Genomic DNA, 20,675 nt, shown 5'->3' with positions numbered 1-20,675 from the left:
AATTAAAGAAAGGATATCAAAATGAAAATAAATATAAAAAATATCGCTGCCCTGTTGTTGCTGGGTGGTGCTATCATCGGAAATTCGGGATGTAAGAAATTTTTGGATGAAACCGATCCCACCAATCTTTCGCCAAACAGTTTTTACACTTTGCCAGAGCATGCCGAAGCAGGTATTGCCGCTGTTTATTCGGAGATCAGGTTTATTGGAAACGGTGCCGGAATTTTCTCTAATAACTGGCAGATGCTTGATGCACCAACGGGAATACAATCTACCGAAACGGCACAAAATTCTGATTTAAACAATTTGTATTCACTTATTTATGATGGAACAAATCTTCATGTTAATCAAAACTGGAATGGTTTTTACAAGGTTATTGCCCAAACCAACCTGGTGTTGGATAAAGTTCCGGGTATTAACCCAATGGATGCCGCACAGAAAAAAAGGATTTTGGGCGAGGCGTCATTTATCAGGGCTTGGGCCTATTTCTACCTCGTGCGTTTATGGGGTGATGTGCCATTGATTACCAAACCTATTGCCAGCCCTAACGATCCTAATTTTTCACCTTCGCGTGCCCCTCAGGAGCAGGTTTATAAACAGATTGTGGATGACCTCGTTTTGGCAGAAGCTGCGGGTTTACCTTATATGGATGCAAGTGGACGTGTTTCTACTGCTGCCATTAAAACCGAATTGGCAAAAGTTTATTTAACCATGGCCGGGCAGCCCTTAAACAAAGGTGCAGCTTATTATAAACTTGCTGCTGATAAGGCAAAAGAAGTGATTGATTATGCTACATCAAATCCAACGGCACTTGGCCTGTTTCCAACTTATGCTGCTTTACATGATGCTAAAAATGACAATAAAACAGAGCATTTGTTCGAAATTCAGTATAATGATGCCGCCGGAACAGGAAATCCGCTGCAATCGTCTTATCTGCCCTTGCACCAGCCCCTGGTTTCTAAAATTGATGGGATTGGAACTTCTATTCCTACAGCAAGTTTTTACGCATCTTATGAAGCGGGCGATTTAAGGGCAAAAAATAGAGAAGGTTATTTCTTTACCGATTATTACACTGATGGTTTTAAACTTCCTTTGATTAACCGGGGCAAACCCTATATTTTTAAACATTTCGATGTAATTGCCAATGGAACCTTAGGGGTAGAAGGAACCAGTAGGAGCGATTTAAATATTCCGCAGATTAGATATGCTGAAACCTTGTTGATTTATGCTGAAGCGCAAAACAGGGCCGATGGTAGTCCGAATGCGGCAGCATATGCTGCGGTAAATGCAGTAAGAAAGAGGGCACAATTAGCAGATTTGGCAGGCTTGGGTCAAACCCAGTTCGAAGAGGCAGTTTGGAGAGAACGTTGGCACGAGCTATGTTACGAAGGCGTTACCTGGTTTGATATGTTGCGTTTGCGCAAGGTTTACAATGAAAGCACAAATAGCTTCGATAATTTTGTTGGCCACATCAATAAAAGCGTTAACCAACCTTTGCAAACCAAACATTTGCTGTTTCCGATACCTACACCAGAAATCAAGAACAATCCTAATTTGACACAAAATCCAGGCTATTAATACCGCCTGTTAAGGGTTAAATTAATCAAAATAATATTGTCATTGTGAGCCTGTCGAAGCACTCGTTTAAAATGAGGTTTAAGCGTTTCGACAGGCTCAACGTGACAAATTTAAAAATCAGATAACTAAAATTGTCGTCCTGAGTTTATCTAAGGATTCTATACACTAATAGATGCTGAACCAAGTTCAGCATGACGTAACTTATGGTAAAAAAACACCCCAAGGTCTGTGTCCTCACAGACCTTTAATAAATTTTAGCTGTTCAATCTCTTATTTAACAATTGTTATCCTAAGTTTATTGAAGGATCGATAACAATATATATGCTGAACCAAGTTCAGCATGATGTAAATCGCGGTAAAAAAACACCCAAGGCCTGTGTCCTCACAGACTTTAATAAATTTAGCTGTTTAGTCTCTTAATTAACAATTGTTATCCTATGTTTATTAAAGGATTCTATACCATAATAGATGCTGAAACAAGTTCAGCAGGACGTAAAACTCTAGCTCGAGCATTCCCAGATAAATAATTTTTATCTCAACGTAGCCAACGCAGACTAACCAATAAAATTAATTACATCGTTGTAAATTCAATCTGAGGCATATTTTAGCCTTATTCCAATTATAGTTTTTACAACTCACACAGCTGATTTTTATATTAGATAAAATAAGTCTAACCAAATCACCTATGTTCAAGAGTTCACAAATGTACCCCTATACAGGTATTATTCATTTTTTCTCTGGCTGATATTCCATTTCTTGATAAGGAACATATAATCACTACTTAAACTACAATTATGACTAAAATTTACAAACAAAGAGGGGTATTTCCATTCCTCAAGCGCACCTGCATAGAGAAGGCTAAAATTTTTGCCTTTTCATTCCTGGCTATCATATGGAGTTTTAGCGCTTATGCCCAAACCACTGTTGTGGGTACAATTAAAGATAATAAAGGAATTACACTTCCGGGAGTAAGCGTTAGGGTAAAAAATACGCAGATTGGAACTTTAACAGATGCTTCCGGTAAATACAGCATCAAAACTACCGAAGCCAATCAAACGCTGATTTTTACCTTTGTTGGTTTTACCACACAAGAAACTGCTGTAAATGGCCGTACAACCGTTAACATTACAATGGAAGATGGCTCGCAAGGCCTTAATGATGTTGTGGTAATCGGATATGGTACCGCGCAGAAAAAAGATGTTACCGGTGCGGTTTCAAGCATTAAAGCTACCCAGTTGGAAAACGAAAATCCCAATAGTGTTACCGATATTCTTCGTGGTAATATACCGGGTTTGAGCGTAGGTTTTAACAATAGTGCAAAAGGTGGTGGAGATCTCCTGGTGCGTGGCAAAACCACGCTTACTGGTACCACCACACCACTGATTGTACTGGATGGGGTGATTTTTATCGGGCAGCTATCCGATATCAATCCGAATGATATCGAATCAGTTGATGTTTTAAAAGATGCCAGCTCACTTGCTGTTTATGGTGCAAAAGCCGCAACAGGAGTGGTGGCCATTACCACAAAAAAAGGAAAAAGTGGTGCACCAACCATCACCGTAAATACAAACTTCGGGATGGCTACATTGGCCGAAAATCAACCTGTATATGATGGGCCTGGTTTTCTAAACTGGCGGGCCGATGTACAGCGAAGTGGTGGCGTAAACCCACCATATATTTATAACGATCCGAATAATTTACCAGCAGGGGTAACACTTGCGCAATGGTTAAACGGACAAACAACTGCAAATCCAACTGATCTTTGGTTAAGCCGTTTAGGTTTATTGGCCAATGAAAAAGCCAATTATCTTGCTGGCAAAACAACCGATTGGTATGATATGCTTTTTGTAACCGGCCAGCGTCAGGATCACACTTTAAGCCTTAGCGGAAAAAAAGAAGAAGTTTCCTATTACATGTCTTTAGGTTACCTTAAAAACGAAAGTATTATTGCTGGCGGTGGTTTCAGCACCTTCCGTACCCGTTTAAATCTCGAAGGTAAGGCAGCAAAATTTTTAACCCTGGGGATGAACCTGCAATTTGCCGACCGCGATGAAGGTGCAATAGAAGCACAGTTTTCACAACTGCCTGATTTATCTCCTTACGGTGATTTTTACAATGCCGATGGTTCTCTGCGTAGAATCCCTACCGATGATAATGGTCTTAATGCGCGCAATCCATTTCTCGATCAAAATTATAATTCGAGGTTGCAAAAACAAAGCACTTTATTTGGAAGCATTTATGCCAAAGTGCAATTGCCTTTCGGTATTACTTATCAAGCTAATTTTAGTCCGGGTTTAGATCAGTACCGTACATTTAACCACCTTTCTTCCAAAAACCCCAATGTTGTGGTACCCGGAGGTTCAGCTTCAAGGGCGCAGGAAACAAGGTATAATTGGCAATTGGATAACTTGTTAAAATGGAACAAAACCTTTGGAACCGACCATAATGTAGATGTAACCCTACTGGTAAACGGCGAAAAATATTCTACCTGGTATACCATTGCCAGCAACGAGGGTTTTGCACCAACCGATGTATTGGGTTACCACAATATACAAAGCGGTAACAAACCTACGGTTAGCAGTGATGATAAAGTTTACACCGGCGATGCATTATTGGCCAGGGTAAATTATTCGTACAAAGGAAGGTATGCTTTTACGGGTTCTATCCGTAGAGATGGATATTCTGCATTTGGAGCAGCTAAAAAACGTGCTAATTTTCCTGCAGCAGCTGTAGCATGGACGGTAAGTGAAGAAAGCTTTTTGAAATCAGCCAAATGGATCGACTTTTTAAAACTACGTTTATCATATGGTATAAATGGCAACAGGGAAATCAGGGATGTCAATAACGTAATTGATCCGTATGTGGCCATCCAAACTTTGGTTGGTGGCAAATACCAGTCTGTTAATGGAAGCGGTACCGCGGGTGAGGTAAATACGGTAGTAAACAGTCCGCGTTTGGGCAATCCAAATTTAGAATGGGAGAAAACAAAATCTTTAAACCTTGGCCTGGATTTCGGTTTTTTAAACAACAGAATCAGCGGTTCATTAGAGCTTTACGATAAGAAAACCTCAGATCTTTTAATTGGCCAAAGCCTATCATCAGTGAGTGGTTACGCAAACGTAATCGCCAATTTGGGCCGTGTTAACAACAAAGGCTTTGAACTGAGTTTAACCACTAAAAATTTTACCGGCGGGAACATTACCTGGAGCAGTACAGCAAACTTTTCGTTTAACCGCAATAAAATTGTGGCTTTGGCCACACCCAATGATGACCCTGGAAACGGATGGTTTATCGGCAAAGACATCGATGTGATATGGGAGTATAAAATTTTAGGCGTTTGGCAGGAAAATGAAGTGGCCGAAGCAAATAAATTTAATAAAGGCATTAAGCCCGGCGATTTTAAATTATTGGATGTAGATGGCAATTATGTATATAACGATCTGGATAAACAGTTTATAGGTTATAGAAGCCCAAGATTCAACTGGTCGTTCCGTAATGATTTTAATATTTATAAAAACTTCGATTTTTCTTTTCAGCTCATCTCAAGCTGGGGTCAGCTGAGGGCCGATAACCAAACTAAAAACCAGCCCGGAAGTGTGGGTTTTGGCCGGTCGAGTTCTTATGTTGTACCTTATTGGACACCAAGCAACCCGATTAACGATTATGCACGCTTAAATTCTGGTTTAAGTGGCGTGAGTTTTAATGCTTACCGTAAAAGCTCATTCATCAGGTTAAATACCATTGCCCTTGCCTATAGCCTGCCAAAACATTTCCTTGGGAAACTCAAAATCCAAAGCGCAAAAATATATGCCAATGTAAGCAATGCAGGTGTATATGCACCAAACTGGAACCAGTGGGACCCGCAAACTGCAGATGGTAATGGAAATCCTGTTCCAACACCCAGAGTTTATACTTTCGGATTGAATGTTACCCTTTAAAAACAACAAAGATGAAAATCACATATAAAAAAATAATTCCATTTGTTGCCCTGGCCATTCTGTTATCGGCAAATGGATGTAAAAAATCAAGACTTGATTCAGAGTTATTATCACAACTTGAACCTCAAACTGCCCTAACCAGTGTGGCGGCCATGAAAGCTGCTATAGCAGGCATTGGAGCCAACGTAAGGCGCGAGTTTACCGGAGATATGGCGCCAATTGTTACCGAATCAATCTTCTCAGAAGTGGCCGTAGATGGAACAACTGATAAAACCACACAAGCCCAGGATATGGATACCCGCATTACGCCGGATGCCAATCTTGATAATCCGGATTTTAACCGAATTGGATTTTACTGGACAGAGGGTTTTAGAGGCGTACGCATGGCAAATACAGTAATTACCTATATCGATAATGTAACCTATAAAGATGAGGCCGAAAAAAATGCCATTCTCAGTGCGGCCTATTTTTACCGGGCATATTATTATTACCGCTTGGTGCATCAGTTTGGCGATGTGCCCCTGAACTTGAAAGATATTACAGCAGCAAAGCTTGATTATTATTCAACCAAACGCGAAGTAATCCTTAAAAAAATGCAGGAAGACCTGTTGTTTGCCGAAAAGTGGTTAAAAGACAATGTAGATAGGGGAGATGTAACCAAAGGTGCCTGTAGCCATTTATTAACCAAGGTAAACCTTGCGCTGGGCGATTTTGATGCTGCCATTACTTCTGCCAATAACGTAATCAATAGCGGTACCTACAGTTTAATGCGTAACCGTTTCGGAAGCACCGCTAACGATGCCACTAAAAATGTGGTTTGGGATTTGCACCGCATGGATAACAAAGCCATTCCTGCAAATCGGGAAGCACTTTTTTTAACCATTGATAGAGAAACCCTTGCCGGTGCCACCGATCTTGGATCGCAGGTAATGCGTAACTGTGTACCCGCATGGCATTTTGCCAATTTAAAAACACCATCTGGCATTACACAAGCCATTGTTGATGGAGTTAATGTAGAAATACCACTTACCTTAATGTATGGTAGAGGAATTGGCCGTTACCGTGGCACCGCTTACAGCACTAAAAATATCTGGACAGACAATACTGATTATCGCCATGCACCAGGCATGTGGATGAACATGACCGATCTAGTTTACAACAATCCCGCACTTAAATCATCAAATAATCCATCCGAAAAGGCATTATACGGTAAACCACTGGTTGATGTAACGCCTGCAAATGTAAACAACATGTTTTTAAACAAAGGTTTAGATACCATCCGCCACTTTTTTGGCTGGCCGCATTATAAAACCTTTATCAACTCTACAAATGCACTTGCCGTTGATAAATACTGGACCCCACCGCGTGGTACCAATACAGACTGGTATATTTTCCGTTTGGCCGAAACCTATCTGTTAAGAGCCGAGGCTTACTATTGGAAGGGTAATTTGGCTTTGGCTATGGCCGATATAAACCAGGTAAGATCAAGGGCCAATGCCGCGTTGTTAACCGATGCTTCGGTAATTAACATCGGGACAATACTCGATGAACGCGCGAGGGAATTATACTATGAAGAACCCCGTAAAACGGAGCTAACACGTATTGCCTATATTTTTGCGCAAACAGGAAAAGCGGCATACAATGGTAAAACGTATACTATGGCAGCATTTTCGGATAATAATTTCTTTTACGACAGAATTATGGAGAAAAATGATTTTTACCGCAACAAAGTGCCAACCGTATTGGGGGTAAACTTTAAAATATCTCCTTACCATGTACTTTGGCCTGTACCGGCGGCGGCACAACGTTTTAATACCGGAGGCCGGATTAATCAAAATAAAGGTTACACTGGTTATGAAAATAACGTGCCCGCTTTAGATAAAATCCAATAGGGTAAAAAATTAAATAAATAAAATGTTATCATGAAACGTGATTTATTTTATGAATTATATAACAGCAATTTCATGTTATGATATCCGCTTATTGTTATTTAATTGATGTACCGGAGCAGTTGCTCGCTGCTCCGGCCATTAATCGCTTCGTTTAACGCTAACCGCTCAACACCTTGTAACGCTTAAGCTCCCTCACCTATGGAAAATAAACCTGTTACATTAAAATTAATTGCAAAAGAATTAAAGTTATCCATCTCTACCGTTTCTAAATCGCTAAAAGATTATCCGAGAATTAAGGAGAGTACCAAATTGCGTGTAAAAGAACTGGCAGCAAGATTAAATTTTACTCCTGATATTTCTGCTCTAAGACTAAGAGATAGGAAATCGCGTATTATCGGCATCATATTGCCCAATCTGTCCGACCACTTTTTTACCCGGAGCATTTATGGCATGGAGCAGCTGGCCACCGCCAATGGATATAACATTATCATCAGCCAATCGCATGATAATTTTGAGATGGAAGTAAGGGCTGCGGCAACGCTTTTAGGCTCAAGGGTAGATGGATTAATCGTTGCCATTTCTAAACAAACCTCAGATTTTTCACATCTTGATCAATTTGAGAAAATTGGTATTCCTGTTGTTTATTACACCCGAAATCCAAGTTTTAATCTCAATTGCCACAAGGTATTGGGCAATACCCATCAAGGCTGTTATATGGCTACCGAATACTTAATCAACAGAGGGCATAAAAAAGTGGCCTATCTCGGTGGACCCAAACTGGTTAATTTCAGTCACGATCGTTTTTCCGGATACATCAATGCACTTAAAGATAATGCCATTCCTTTTAATGCTGAGCATGTAGCATATACTGATTTTGATGATGAAAACACACTTTTGGCCATTAAAGGCCTTTTTAGCAATTTAGAAAATGGACCAACTGCATTAGTTGCTTTTAAAGAAAAGCTACTGTTTGATACCATTAAATTTCTGCGTTCAATAGCGCATCCTCATTACAAAAAACTCGAATGTATCGGCTTTGGCAACGATCCCATAATTGCTTACCTCAGTTCTCCTCCAATTGCATCTATAGAAGAAAATCCTGAATCACTTGGCGAGCAGGCTGTTACTCTATTGGTTAAACTCATTAATGGAGAAATTGAAGTGAAAGATTACAAAAAGGTAATTGTGAATTGTAACCTTAAAATTCACGCAGTTGAATAATTACAATAAATTTGTAAAAAAATAGCGCTTAACCAGCATTATTTCAATCGTTGTAATAAAGAGAGAGATAGGTTTTACCGTTTTTAAGATAAAGCAAGTCTGTTTGAAAATACCTTTTTGACTAAGTTAGTGTATCAGATAATAGCTAACCAAAAAAATAAAAAGAATTACTATCAAACGTGTAACATGCTATCAAGGATAGTAAGTTGCCCCCGAAAAAAATCTAACCAAATTTAAATCTTAATTAAAACTAACATGAGTCAAAAAATGAATTCTACGCATTTTATTGCGTCTGTATTGCTTATATTTTCGCTAACCATTTACAGTTGCCAAAAAGATGAATCTGCTAAAGCTACTTCAGAAAGTATTACCTCGCCTGAAAAAATCAGTGCAGCCAACAATACATTAGCAGCTGCTGCGGCTTACCCAAGCAACATTAATACGGGTTTTACCCATGCCGATGGTGCTTATACCTACGGCGAGGCCAGTACCGATTTTGGTGGTGCAAGCTTAACAGGCTGGAACGAAAGCCGCGCTTATATCTCAGGTAACTGGGCCAGGGCTACTCTTGCTCCAAATTCAGTTTCTAACGGTTTAATCGCTGGTGCAGATATATCAGATGGTTCGGCCTACGAAGCAACATTTAAAGTACGTTTCCATAGCCAGTTCGATTGGAGCAGGGGAGGGAAAGTTGGCTTCGGTTTCCTCATTGGAGAGGGAAATACCGGATGCGATATAGCCAGCGATGGTAACGGCGGCAGTTTGCGTTTAATGTGGTACAATACCGGTAGCCGTGTGTTTTTTCAACCATATGTTTACCATAGGGATATGGCGGGCCCTTGCGGCGATACCTTTGGCAAATCTTACCCATCTTCTGGCAGTTTGGTTAAAGGCGATACCTACACCGTTCACCTTTATGTAAAAAGCAACACCGGATCCAATAAAAATGGTCAGGTACAGGTAATCATCAATGGAACCACTGTGCTGGATCAGGCTATCCGTTGGACCACAAACGATGCTCAGCGACTGATCAACAGGTTATCCTTTCATAACTTTAGAGGAGGAAAAGATGTTGCGGTATGGGGTTCAAGCCAAACCAGCTACATTTACTTTGATGATTTAGTGGTAAATAAGATTCAGTAGTGATAATGGATTAAAAGCTAAAGAATCTTGATGTATGGCTGTCATCTCGATTGAAGCATAGCGGAATGCAGAGGTCTATCTTATAGATTTTCCGGCTACGTTGCGCTCCATTTGAGATGACAGTTTTTTGCAGATTGTATAAATTAACTCCTTTATTTAAGTATCTTTTCTTGCTATCTATCCTAGCAATGAAATAAATCAGGTGACTGTGCTAAACTTTACATTTTCACCACCTCATTCTTTACATTTTTAAAGTTATTTGCCCTTATATCATTATCAAAAGGAGCAATATTTTGCATTACTGAAGAAGGATACCTTTTCGTATCAAATTTACCTGTCCAGTCTGCATCCTTGCTATCGCCAATTAATATTCCGGTTGTGGCATTAGTTATCATATTGCTCTTAATAATACAATCACTCGCCGCGATGTAAAAACCAATTTCATCCTTGCCTTTTGCCATGCCATACATCAGCCTGATGGCCGTTTGAATGCCATCCAATTTATTATTGATAATCTGATGGCCGGTACCATTAACCCTGATGCCACCTGTACCACCTTTAAATGTGTTATGGGCAATGGTACAATCGTGTCCTCCACGCATTACCAGTTCGCCATCGTTATCTTCAAAATAATTATTAAGGTATTTATTGCCGCTACTTTTATTGCTAATTACCTCATTTTCTGCATTGCAATGGATAAATCTGTTTTTTTGTACCAGCGTTTCCGGACGTTGGTTTCCCAATAACACAGGATCCTGACCAACCTGAATACATTCGCCCCCGTTGCCGTTTGGCCAGCTCACTTTGTTTTTATCTTTGAAAAGGTTGTTTTCTATAACTGTAAATTTAGGGTAAGCATCTTTGGTGATTTTCACTTGTACATCCTGATTATCGATGTTGGAAATAAAGCTTGAATGGTTAATGCTATTGCCGCTGCCCTTACCAGAGATAACAACCAAAGGCGTAAATTGCGCGCTCACTTTATTGCCAGAAAAACTGCAGCCAGATACTTTGCAATACTTGGTTGCCTTGAGTTCAATAAGTGTGGCATTTTTGCTCAATATGCAGTTTTTAAAGCTAATGCCTCTAATGAATATGTGTTCTCCTGAAATCTCAAATATTGATTTTGCTACACCTCCTGAAAAAACAACCATTCCAGCTTTCTCAGCAGAAATTAAAATTGGCTTGGCTGAAGTTCCTTTAGCACTTATTGTTAAGGCCCAGTTAGAATAATTTCCGCTTTTGATGATCACTTCATCCCCCGCAAGCAATACAGATTCAATGACTTTAAATTCTTGTTCAGTACTGATGTGGTAAACTTTTGCCGTTATATTTTGAATAAAAATTAGCGAGAATAAGATGCAGATGCTTAGTTTTTGGATCATGAAAGGGATTTTTTGTTAATCAAACATAGTAAAACCACCTGAGCATAATAAGTTATATTAAGCGTATTGCTGTTATTTATTATGCTTGTATTTTAATTTTTACATGATTACTCCGAAAGGTGTGCATTTTTGCTATCACGGGTAACAATTGTTGATACAAATTTAAAAGTAGACTCATATTGGATTTTGATTAGGTTAAATTTATTATAAAAAAGCCTTATGAAAAAGAGTATGTTAACAATATGTGCGGTGGCGGTGATGCTGTCGGCATGTATAAAAGATTTTGGCGGGCATGTGGAATCTGTGAAAAAAAGTAAAATAGCGTTTAAAATTGGCGGGTTAAACCACAATGTCGGCGATCCAAATGTTGGATTTCCGACAGAGCCGATTAAAAATTTTATTGTACAATTAACAATTATTGCCTATAACACTGAAGATGGAGCTGAAATAACCAGACAAACGCAACTTTCTTCGAGCCCAACCTTTGGGCAAATTACTCTTGATTTGCCTAACGGAACTTATAATTTTGTGGCAATAGGATCCAATAGCGAGTTTGGTATCAATCAATTTTATGATGCAGATAAGGATAAGCCTGTTTATTTGCACTATGCGGATGCTAATTTTCAATATTGGCAGCCAACCCAATTCTTTTTGGATAAATTCTATAAAACATCAGATACCTTTTTTGCGAAAAAAGTGGGGGTTACTATAAATAATAACCAGACCATGGAAATGATAATGGAAAGAATTGTAGGCTTGTTAAATGTTGTGGTAACCGATTTGCCCAATTACCTTGTTGACCTGCAAAATGATTACACTGCATATAAGATTGATACCCAAACGGCCTATAATCCAATGGAAAATGATTTTGGATCAGCAATAAGGTATAGTCAAAACGGACCTATCAGTTTCTACATCATAAGAACACATGTTCCAGTTGGCTTACGGATCAGATATGGTAGTACTGAAAAATATATTGAAGTAAATGTACCTAAGAACAAACGCATCACATTAACTGGACAATTTGCAACAATGACATTTACTTCATCGGTAGAATAATCAATTGATTTGATAGTTTAGCTATAACACATTTATAGGTTCAGTTTGCAGTTAAGTACAGATCCTCATGCTTTGTACGATGAGTATTATGCAGCTTAAAATTTCTGATCAAAAAAATAAAGAGCCCGAAGGGGCTTTTTTAATTTATTAGGCTTATTTTTGCAGCAATTATAGAACCACATAGGCCATTTAATAATGCCTATGCACCTCGACAATCATTAGAAAACAAATATTTTATCAATGACAAACGACAAAAAAGAAATATTCGAAAGCGTTGCACAACGTTTAAAAATTGAAGGTTTCAATGTAGTAAACCGCGATGAAACCCGTCCTTGGGGTGGTTTCTTTGTAATAGACGAAGCTCAGGCACAACAATTTGCCGATACTTATTTTGATGGATTAAATGTAGAAGACCTTAAAATTGGTGGTAAATTAAGTCCGAAAATTTTAATTGTTGCGCCAAATACACGCCTTTCGTGGCAATATCACCACCGTAGAGCCGAAATATGGCAGGTAGTAACCGGTACTGTTGGCATTAAAACCAGCCAAACTGATGAAGAAGGCGAAGTAAAAAAATATGCGCCAAAAGATCAGATTAAATTACAACAAGGCGAACGCCACCGTTTAATTGGTTTGGAAGATTGGGGAGTAGTAGCAGAAATTTGGCAACATACAGATGCTTCCAACCCATCAGATGAAAGTGATATTGTTCGCGTTCAAGATGATTTCGGTAGATAATAAATAATTTAAAAAAGAAGAGGTTGTAGCATAAAAGGCAATTTTAAACCAAATGCTTCATATTATTTGATAAGATAACTAGGAACAGATTGTCTAAATGCGTTAAAACGTATTTAAACAGGTTTTTCTACAGCTCAACATAATAAAACGATGTTATTATATGGCCTCTTCTTTTTATCTAAATGCTCCAGTCAAAGTGGTTTTCTCCACATTCAGAAACTAAACGCCCTCAAATTCCGTTTATACAGCATACACATTATACATGATTATCCTCATATTTTTTCTTTGCCATTGGTTTTTATCCTTATTTAGCCAAACCTTTTTTCTTCACCGTTACTCATCTCATAAGATGTTTAAGATGGAGCTTTTCTGGGAGCGGTTTTTCTACCTGATATTACTGATTTCGCAAGGTTCTTCATTTTTAAACCCACGCGCATATGCCATTCTGCATAGAATGCACCACGCGTATAGCGATACTGAAAAAGATCCGCATTCACCACATTTTTTTAAGGATGTTTTCGGGATGATGATCGCAACGAAGAACATGTATATGAATTATTTGCAATTTAAAATACAACCGGAGCCAGCTTTTCAGGGCAATTATCCAGAATGGCCGGTTGTTGATAGAATCGGGAACTCATGGGCCTGGAGAATTGCTTGTGGCTTGTTTTATATCGGTTTTTATGTTGCTTTTGCCAATTATTGGTGGATGTATATCTTATTGCCGGTTCACTTTTTAATGGGGCCGTTACATGGTGCGATTGTAAACTGGTGTGGGCATAAATATGGCTATTCTAACCACGATAACGACGACCACAGTAAAAACTCATTGCCATGGGATTTCTTATTAATGGGTGAGCTTTTTCAAAACAATCACCACAAAAAACCAAATAGCCCTAATTTCGCTACAAAATGGTGGGAGTTCGACCCAACCTATCCAGTAATGAAAGTATTGCATTGGATGAGGATCATTAAGATTAGAAAAGTTTAATGCAAAAGCTGAAGAAAAATCTCAGCAAAAAACATTCCTTTGTCAACTCTTTTAGTAAAATCTCCATGGTCTGTGTCCCCACAGACCATTTGTTTTTTATTATTAAACGTCACTTATTTTACCACCAGAAACAATTATTCATTTCAGAGTTGTCAACTTTCTAGCAACTGTGTTATTAAAGTTGACAATTCTTAGCGCCACATATTTTTTACCACCACGAAACAAAAGCACAGGTTTCCTTTTTTCGCATGAGGGATAGCAGTGGAAATCCTTTTTTGATTCTTCATCAAAAAAGATTGCAACGTATAGCCCGACCCTTGCGCAGCTTGGGGCATGCCCAAATCGTTCGCAAAATTTTATTATTATAATACTATTTCAGAGTTGTCAACTTTCTAGCAACCTTGTTATTAATTTGACAACTCTTTTAGTTCTTTTTGAACCATCATCATCTGAACTTCACCTTACTGTTATCCGCCTTTCCCTCTCGCACCCTGCAGACAGCCTTTAGCAAATTAAAATAAATCTTTTTTGGCTACCTTACCGTATATATGCCAAATTATAAATAAAATTAAAGTCCTCCTTATGATCAACTTTCTTAAAATTATTTTCTCGGCACTGTTTGTTTTTATGTGTTATAAGGTGATTAGCACTTCGTTAGAAAGCAACCTTTTTGATCAATGGGATTTTTTAGGCAGTATTCCATGGATGCGCGCCACCTTATGGGATTTTTATGCTAACATATTCATTATCACCCTTTGGATGTTTTACAAAGAAAAAAGCATTATTCTTAAAATCTCTATCACAATTTTGTTCGTATGTTTAGGCAGTATTGCAACTTTAGCTTATGTTTTAGTTTATTTGTTTAAATTAAAGGATGGCGAAGGTATTAAAGAATTGCTGGTAAAAAGGTAGAAGGCAAAGGTGTATGGCTGAAGGTAAAATCTAAAGCAGCATGCATTTCCTTAAACCTTATGCCCTAAACCCTAAACCTTTTTATGGATTACAAACATCTACTTTTCATCACGCTCATTTCTTTAATTGCCTGCTGTTTTATTATGGCCATGGTTTGGTTCTGGGCGAAGAAGATCAAAAATGCCGGAGTAGTGGATGTGTTTTGGGCGTTGAATTTCCCTGTAATTACGTTGATTACTTTTTTCATGTCAGACGGATTTGATCCACGCAAAATTTTAATCTGCGGAATGTTTTTACTTGCAGAACTCAGACTTGGCATTCACCTTTGGCAACGTGTTATCGGCCATTTGGATGAAGAAGAAGGCCGATACGAGCAACTCCGTAAAGAATGGGGCGATAAAGCAGACCGGAATTTTTTTGTGTTTTTCCAGTTTCAGGCCATTTCAAATGTTATTCTGGCTATTCCCTTTTTTATCATTACCGCAAATACATCGCAAGGAATTTCCGTCTTAGAATTTGCTGGCGCAGTAGTTTGGGCTGTTGGTTTCTTTGGTGAAATGATCGCCGACAGGCAACTTGCTGCCTTCAAAACAGATCCGGGCAATAAAGGCAAAGTTTGCGATACAGGGCTCTGGTATTATAGCCGCCATCCCAACTATTTCTTTGAATGGTTAACCTGGATGGCCTATTTTATTTTTGCAATGGCTTCCCCTTGGGGCATCTTGGCCATCATCAGTCCGGCAATTATTTTATATTTATTAACCAAAGTTACCGGTGTTCCCAATAACGAAGAACAAAATTTGCGGAGCAAACCTGTAGCTTATAAAAAATACCAACAAACAACAAGTGCTTTTTTTCCTTGGTTTAAAAAGGAATAGTTAGAAGTGGAAAAACCTAAGTTGGAAAGCTAATTAATCTTCCGACGTCATTAAAGTAAAATAACAACCAATCTGCTCACGAGCAAATTGCGTATAACCAATAGCATCGTAATCCGGCTTTCGGACTGACGACTCAAAACCCTTTACCTTACAACCCTCTACCTTATTATGTGGTACGACAAACTTTTAGAAAACGACAAACTTCCGGATACAGCATTGCGTATCGGCATTAGAAAATTATGTAAACAGCGTTTGGACGATGAAACCCTGGGTGATGAAGAATTGCAACAGGAAAAATTTATGGATCTGGTTGCAGAGCTAAAACAATCGCCAATTGCAGTAAATACAGCCGATGCAAATGAGCAGCACTATGAATTGCCTACCAAATTTTTTCAGTATTGTTTGGGCAAAAACCTAAAGTACAGCAGTGGTTATTGGAAACCTGGGGTAAAAGATATCGATACCTCTGAAGATGACATGTTGGCTTTAACCTGCAAAAGAGCCGATTTACAGCATGGGCAAAACGTTTTGGAACTAGGCTGTGGCTGGGGATCACTCTCCCTTTACATGTCGGCAAAATTTCCCGATAGCACGTTTACCGTGGTATCCAATTCGGCTACGCAAAAGATTTTTATCGATGAAACGGCAAAGCAGCGTGGCATTCAGAACCTAACGGTTTTGACGGCCGATATGAACACCTTTACCATTGCTGATACATTTGACAGGATAGTTTCAGTAGAGATGTTTGAACATATGCGCAATTATAAATTTTTGCTCAATAAAGTAGCTTCATTTCTAAAACCAGATGGGAAATTGTTCGTGCACATTTTTACGCACAAAACTTTAGCCTATAAATTTGAGGTAATTGATGAAACCGACTGGATGAGTAAATACTTTTTTACGGGTGGGATTATGCCATCTAACCATTTGTTTTTTTACTTCAACGATGATCTAAAAATAGATAAACATTGGGTGGTAAATGGAACCAATTATGGCAAAACTTCTGAAGCCTGGTTAAGCAATATGGACAAACATAAAAAAGAAATTATGCCCATATTAGAAGATACTTATGGCAAAGATCAGGCCGTGAGGTGGTGGGTATACTGGAGGTTATTTTATATGTCGTGCGCCGAACTGTTTAATTACAATAAAGGTAACGAATGGATGGTGTGCCATTATTTATTTAATAAAGTTTAACGAGCTGCGTCACCCCTGAACTTAATGCAGGGGCTTTATAACAGATGCTGAACTAAATTCAGCATGACGATTAATCCAATTTCATCAAAATGCAAAAACTTGCCATTATAGGCTCAGGAATTGCTGGCATGGGTTGTGCCCATAAGCTGCAACATAAATACGATATTACCCTTTTCGAAGAAGCCGATTATATTGGAGGGCATACCAATACCATCACACTCGAAGAAGATGGTAAGCCCATTTACCTGGATAGCGGTTTTATGGTTTTTAACTATCAAACCTATCCAAATTTAACCGAAATGTTTGCAGAGATCGATGCCCCTGTTATTAAAACAGATATGTCGTTCAGTGTGCAGTTCCTGCCAAAAAAGTTAGAATATAGTGGCTCGAGTTTAAACCATCTTTTTGCCCAGCGGAAAAATATTTTTAATATTTCCTACCTGAAAATGCTGATGCAGATTAACCGTTTCAATAAACAAAGTGTAGAAATATTGGATAAACCCGAATATCAGGATTATTCTATAGGCAGGTTTTTTAAAGAATTTGGCTATAGTGATGATATGCTCTGGCAATACCTCATTCCGATGAGTGCTGCGGTTTGGAGTGCCCCGATGGAACAGATTCTTGATTTCCCTGCAATTACGCTGATTCGCTTTTTTAAAAATCATGGCTTTTTAGGCTTAGACACGCAGCATCAATGGTATACGCTCCAAAATGGAAGTCAGGCCTACCGCGAAAAACTGATTGCCCCTTTTCGGGATAGAATAAAAATCAATACTAAAATAGTTTCTGTAAAACGTTTGGATAATGGGAAAGTTGAAGTAATAAATAATAATGGCGAGCGGTTCGAATTTGATAAGGTAATTATGGCCAGCCATGCCGATGAAACGTTTGAAATTGTAAAAGATAAAACAGCTTTAGAAACAGAACTGCTTTCTAAATTTAAATACCAGCTGAACAAAGCTGTAGTGCATACCGATGAAAAGCAAATGCCCTCAGCCAGGCTGGCCTGGAGCAGCTGGAATTATCGCGTAGAAAAACAGGGAGAAAAGCTGTTGCCAAGTACCATTTATTGGATGAACAGTTTACAGGGTGTATCTAAAAAACAGAATTATTTTGTCTCCATCAATCCTACATCAACATTAAATCCGGAGAAAATTATTAAGGAAATCGATTACCACCATCCTTTATTTGATGTTCCGGCCATGCAGGCGCAGGAGCAATTACACAAGCTGAACGGAACAGGGCCTGTATATTATTGCGGCAGTTATTTTAAGTACGGTTTTCACGAGGATGCCTATAAAAGCGCAGTTGATTTATGTATGGGGCTTTAATTGCAGATCTCTTTTAAAGTTGCCGTTATTTTTTAGCTCAGCGCAATGTAGTCTATAAATCTGTTAAGATCGATCTCTCCATTCTGCTGCGTTGCAGTCAAGATGATGAATCGATAGAATAACAACCAAAAAAAAATGTAAATTGTAATATTAATGCAAATCAACTCAAACATCTACACCGCAAAGGTAATGCACCATCGCCTGGCACCCAAAAAACATTCTTTTTGGTATAGTGTATATATGTTTTACATTGATTTGGATGAGTTGGATTTGCTTAGCCAAAAATTGCGCTGGTTCAGCAGGAACAGATTTAACTTGTTTTCTTTCAGGGATGCCGAACACCTCCAGTTGCCAAAAGAAAATCCAGACGGGAGCAAAAACACCCGTCAGCACCTGGAAGATTATTTAAAAGAAAACGGTGTAGATGGCACCCGGCTTAACATTAAGTTATTAACCAATCTTAATGTTCTAGGCTATAATTTTAATCCTGTTTCTTTCTATTATTGTTTTGATAAGGAAGAAAATCCGGTTTGTTGCGTGGCCGAAATAAGCAATACTTACCGCGAAATGAAACTTTTTTTCTTTGGAAAAGATGAATTGAAGGAAAATACTTTTAAAAAAATTACAACAAAATATTTTTATGTTTCGCCCTTTATAGATCATGATGATGCTTTCGATTTTAAACTAAAAGTACCATCCAATACCCTCGATATTAAAATTGATGATCTGGATAAGAACGGCAATCTATTTTTTATCAGTACCTTAAAGGGAGAAAAGAAAGCATTAACCAACGCCAATATGTTGCGGTATTTTTTCTCTATACCCTTTATTCCGCTGCAGATTATGGGTATGATTCATTGGCAGGCTTTCAAACTCTGGTTAAAAAAAATACCATTTCATCCAAAAGCCGAAAACCCTGAGCTGCAACGCAACGTATATAAACCCTATAAACCTCAAATTAAATAGATCGAAGATTATGAATACGCTTACCGCTACCAGAACATCAACAGGCTTTTTTGAAAGAGTTGTACTCAATGCACTTTCTAAAATGACATTGGGGAAATTAGAACTTTCGATGCCAGGCGGCGAAACTTTGGTTTTTGGGAACGGCGAACATAAAATTGAAGCACATATTCAGGTTAATCATGCTGATTTTTTTAAATCTATTGCACTTTACGGCGACATCGGTTTTGGCGAAGGGTATACCACTGGTTTATGGGATACCACAAACATTACCAATGTGATTAAATGGGTAATCCTGAACATCGAAAACGCGCCCTCCATTACCGGAAGTAAAGTAAAATCGGTTGCGCTGAATCTTTTTAAATGGGTTAATAAAATTTACCACGTACGCAGGGCAAATACCCTGGCCGGATCACAAAAAAATATTTCAGAGCATTACGACCTGAACAATGATTTTTTTGCCACTTTTCTGGATAAAACCATGACTTACTCCAGCGGTTATTTTAATCCTGAAGATTTAAGTTTAGAAGAATCTCAATATGCCAAATATGACCGTTTGGCAAAACAGCTCAAAATTAAAGCTACTGATCATGTTTTGGAAATAGGAAGCGGTTGGGGTGGAAATGCAATATTTTTAGCGAAAAATTATGGTTGTAAAGTTACTTCGGTAACCATCTCTAAAGAGCAACAAAAATTGGCCATAGCGCGTGTAAATGCCGAAGGCCTGGCCGATAAAGTTTCTATTATTATTCAGGATTACCGTAAAATTGAAGGCACATTTGATAAAATTGTTTCCATAGAAATGCTTGAGGCTGTTGGTCACCAATATTTGGAAACCTATTTCGAAAAATGTCAGGATCTTTTAAAGCCCGATGGGATATTTGCTTTTCAGGTAATCACTTCGCCCGATTGCAGATACGATAAGTTGCGGAACGGTGTAGACTGGATTCAAAAACATATTTTCCCTGGCTCACTTTTACCTTCTGTTGCAGCCATGAATAAAGCCATTAATGAAACAGGCGATTTAACCCTTGTTGATTTAAAAGATATGGGTTTGGATTATGCCCGTACATTACATTTGTGGTTTCTTGAATTTAATAAAAACATTGATAAAGTAAAGGCCTTAGGTTTTGATGATACTTTTATCCGCAAATGGAATTATTACCTTAACTATTGTGAAGCAGCATTTGCCATGAGGAATATAAATGTAATGCAAATGGTTTATTCCCGCCCGAACAATATTGCCAGGTAAGAAATTTGAAGTGCTTAGCAGGATGTTTTTAGTTTAAAATCTTAATTTATAATAAATACAATTCAAATTCAGTAATTGAGTTAAGGATTAAATGGAAAAATTTCATTTACCGACTAATCGGCATTGTTTGCCGACTAATTGATAGGGTTGGTGTAAAAAGTATAGCGTATAATTGTAACAAAATGCAATTTGCG

At 38.4% G+C, this 20,675-nt stretch carries 15 protein-coding genes; 14 read left to right on the top strand and 1 reads right to left on the bottom strand.

All coding sequences use genetic code 11. The features are described 5' to 3' along the window. Positions 1-21 precede the first annotated feature (21 nt). From ASE74_RS16525 to ASE74_RS16505, 5 genes are all read left to right on the top strand, one after another. Positions 22-1,578 (top strand): RagB/SusD family nutrient uptake outer membrane protein, encoded by a 1,557-nt coding sequence (locus tag ASE74_RS16525; RefSeq protein ID WP_055911326.1) that lies wholly within the window; start codon positions 22-24, stop codon positions 1,576-1,578. Between the two features lie 794 nt (positions 1,579-2,372). Next, positions 2,373-5,516, top strand: coding sequence for a SusC/RagA family TonB-linked outer membrane protein (locus ASE74_RS16520; protein ID WP_082458815.1), 3,144 nt, complete (start codon positions 2,373-2,375; stop codon positions 5,514-5,516). Positions 5,517-5,527: 11 nt separating this feature from the next. Further along, a complete protein-coding gene (locus ASE74_RS16515) occupies positions 5,528-7,408 on the top strand; it encodes a RagB/SusD family nutrient uptake outer membrane protein (RefSeq protein WP_055911324.1) in 1,881 nt (626 codons plus the stop codon). 198 nt (positions 7,409-7,606) lie between these two features. Then, the gene (locus ASE74_RS16510; RefSeq protein WP_055911322.1) at positions 7,607-8,629 is read left to right on the top strand and encodes a LacI family DNA-binding transcriptional regulator; all 1,023 of its coding nucleotides are present in this window, start codon (positions 7,607-7,609) and stop codon (positions 8,627-8,629) included. 255 nt (positions 8,630-8,884) lie between these two features. Next, positions 8,885-9,772: a polysaccharide lyase gene (locus tag ASE74_RS16505; RefSeq protein WP_157255456.1), complete on the top strand. Its 888-nt coding sequence runs from the start codon at positions 8,885-8,887 to the stop codon at positions 9,770-9,772. A gap of 218 nt (positions 9,773-9,990) precedes the next feature. On the opposite strand, the gene ASE74_RS16500 is transcribed toward ASE74_RS16505, so the two are convergent. Next, positions 9,991-11,157: a chondroitinase-B domain-containing protein gene (locus ASE74_RS16500; protein ID WP_055911319.1), complete on the bottom strand. Its 1,167-nt coding sequence runs from the start codon at positions 11,155-11,157 to the stop codon at positions 9,991-9,993. Positions 11,158-11,376: 219 nt separating this feature from the next. On the opposite strand from ASE74_RS16500, the gene ASE74_RS16495 reads away from it, so the two are divergent. From ASE74_RS16495 to ASE74_RS16455, 9 genes are all read left to right on the top strand, one after another. Then, positions 11,377-12,216 (top strand): FimB/Mfa2 family fimbrial subunit, encoded by an 840-nt coding sequence (locus tag ASE74_RS16495; protein ID WP_055911317.1) that lies wholly within the window; start codon positions 11,377-11,379, stop codon positions 12,214-12,216. A 240-nt stretch (positions 12,217-12,456) separates the two neighbouring features. Then, a complete protein-coding gene (locus ASE74_RS16490) occupies positions 12,457-12,954 on the top strand; it encodes a phosphoheptose isomerase (protein WP_025142534.1) in 498 nt (165 codons plus the stop codon). A 262-nt stretch (positions 12,955-13,216) separates the two neighbouring features. Continuing rightward, positions 13,217-13,945, top strand: coding sequence for an acyl-CoA desaturase (locus tag ASE74_RS16485; RefSeq protein WP_055911311.1), 729 nt, complete (start codon positions 13,217-13,219; stop codon positions 13,943-13,945). Positions 13,946-14,527: 582 nt separating this feature from the next. Next, the gene (locus tag ASE74_RS16480) at positions 14,528-14,857 is read left to right on the top strand and encodes a DUF1475 family protein (protein WP_055911309.1); all 330 of its coding nucleotides are present in this window, start codon (positions 14,528-14,530) and stop codon (positions 14,855-14,857) included. A gap of 83 nt (positions 14,858-14,940) precedes the next feature. Continuing rightward, positions 14,941-15,735, top strand: coding sequence for a DUF1295 domain-containing protein (locus ASE74_RS16475; protein ID WP_082458814.1), 795 nt, complete (start codon positions 14,941-14,943; stop codon positions 15,733-15,735). Positions 15,736-15,903: 168 nt separating this feature from the next. Next, positions 15,904-16,932 (top strand): cyclopropane-fatty-acyl-phospholipid synthase family protein, encoded by a 1,029-nt coding sequence (locus ASE74_RS16470; RefSeq protein ID WP_055911305.1) that lies wholly within the window; start codon positions 15,904-15,906, stop codon positions 16,930-16,932. A gap of 89 nt (positions 16,933-17,021) precedes the next feature. Continuing rightward, the gene (locus tag ASE74_RS16465) at positions 17,022-18,266 is read left to right on the top strand and encodes an NAD(P)/FAD-dependent oxidoreductase (RefSeq protein WP_055911303.1); all 1,245 of its coding nucleotides are present in this window, start codon (positions 17,022-17,024) and stop codon (positions 18,264-18,266) included. A gap of 153 nt (positions 18,267-18,419) precedes the next feature. Then, positions 18,420-19,232, top strand: coding sequence for a DUF1365 domain-containing protein (locus ASE74_RS16460; RefSeq protein WP_055911301.1), 813 nt, complete (start codon positions 18,420-18,422; stop codon positions 19,230-19,232). Between the two features lie 10 nt (positions 19,233-19,242). Further along, positions 19,243-20,481 carry a cyclopropane-fatty-acyl-phospholipid synthase family protein gene (locus tag ASE74_RS16455; protein WP_082458813.1) on the top strand — a complete coding sequence of 413 codons (1,239 nt, stop codon included), beginning with the start codon at positions 19,243-19,245 and terminating at the stop codon, positions 20,479-20,481. Positions 20,482-20,675 lie beyond the last annotated feature (194 nt).

Origin of the sequence: Pedobacter sp. Leaf216, assembly GCF_001421515.1 — a bacterium.
In the GTDB taxonomy this organism is placed as follows: Bacteria; Bacteroidota; Bacteroidia; order Sphingobacteriales; family Sphingobacteriaceae; genus Pedobacter.
The sequence above is the reverse complement of the archived record's forward strand: the minus strand, read 5'-3'. Positions and strand labels throughout refer to the sequence as shown.

Bases quoted from the DNA above. Each gene is read 5' to 3' on its own strand.
- ASE74_RS16525 (WP_055911326.1), top strand. From the start codon at position 22: ATGAAAATAAATATAAAAAATATCGCTGCCCTGTTGTTGCTGGGTGGT.
- ASE74_RS16520 (WP_082458815.1), top strand. From the start codon at position 2,373: ATGACTAAAATTTACAAACAAAGAGGGGTATTTCCATTCCTCAAGCGC.
- ASE74_RS16515 (WP_055911324.1), top strand. From the start codon at position 5,528: ATGAAAATCACATATAAAAAAATAATTCCATTTGTTGCCCTGGCCATT.
- ASE74_RS16510 (WP_055911322.1), top strand. From the start codon at position 7,607: ATGGAAAATAAACCTGTTACATTAAAATTAATTGCAAAAGAATTAAAG.
- ASE74_RS16505 (WP_157255456.1), top strand. From the start codon at position 8,885: ATGAGTCAAAAAATGAATTCTACGCATTTTATTGCGTCTGTATTGCTT.
- ASE74_RS16500 (WP_055911319.1), bottom strand. From the start codon at position 11,157: ATGATCCAAAAACTAAGCATCTGCATCTTATTCTCGCTAATTTTTATT.
- ASE74_RS16495 (WP_055911317.1), top strand. From the start codon at position 11,377: ATGAAAAAGAGTATGTTAACAATATGTGCGGTGGCGGTGATGCTGTCG.
- ASE74_RS16490 (WP_025142534.1), top strand. From the start codon at position 12,457: ATGACAAACGACAAAAAAGAAATATTCGAAAGCGTTGCACAACGTTTA.
- ASE74_RS16485 (WP_055911311.1), top strand. From the start codon at position 13,217: ATGATTATCCTCATATTTTTTCTTTGCCATTGGTTTTTATCCTTATTT.
- ASE74_RS16480 (WP_055911309.1), top strand. From the start codon at position 14,528: ATGATCAACTTTCTTAAAATTATTTTCTCGGCACTGTTTGTTTTTATG.
- ASE74_RS16475 (WP_082458814.1), top strand. From the start codon at position 14,941: ATGGATTACAAACATCTACTTTTCATCACGCTCATTTCTTTAATTGCC.
- ASE74_RS16470 (WP_055911305.1), top strand. From the start codon at position 15,904: ATGTGGTACGACAAACTTTTAGAAAACGACAAACTTCCGGATACAGCA.
- ASE74_RS16465 (WP_055911303.1), top strand. From the start codon at position 17,022: ATGCAAAAACTTGCCATTATAGGCTCAGGAATTGCTGGCATGGGTTGT.
- ASE74_RS16460 (WP_055911301.1), top strand. From the start codon at position 18,420: ATGCAAATCAACTCAAACATCTACACCGCAAAGGTAATGCACCATCGC.
- ASE74_RS16455 (WP_082458813.1), top strand. From the start codon at position 19,243: ATGAATACGCTTACCGCTACCAGAACATCAACAGGCTTTTTTGAAAGA.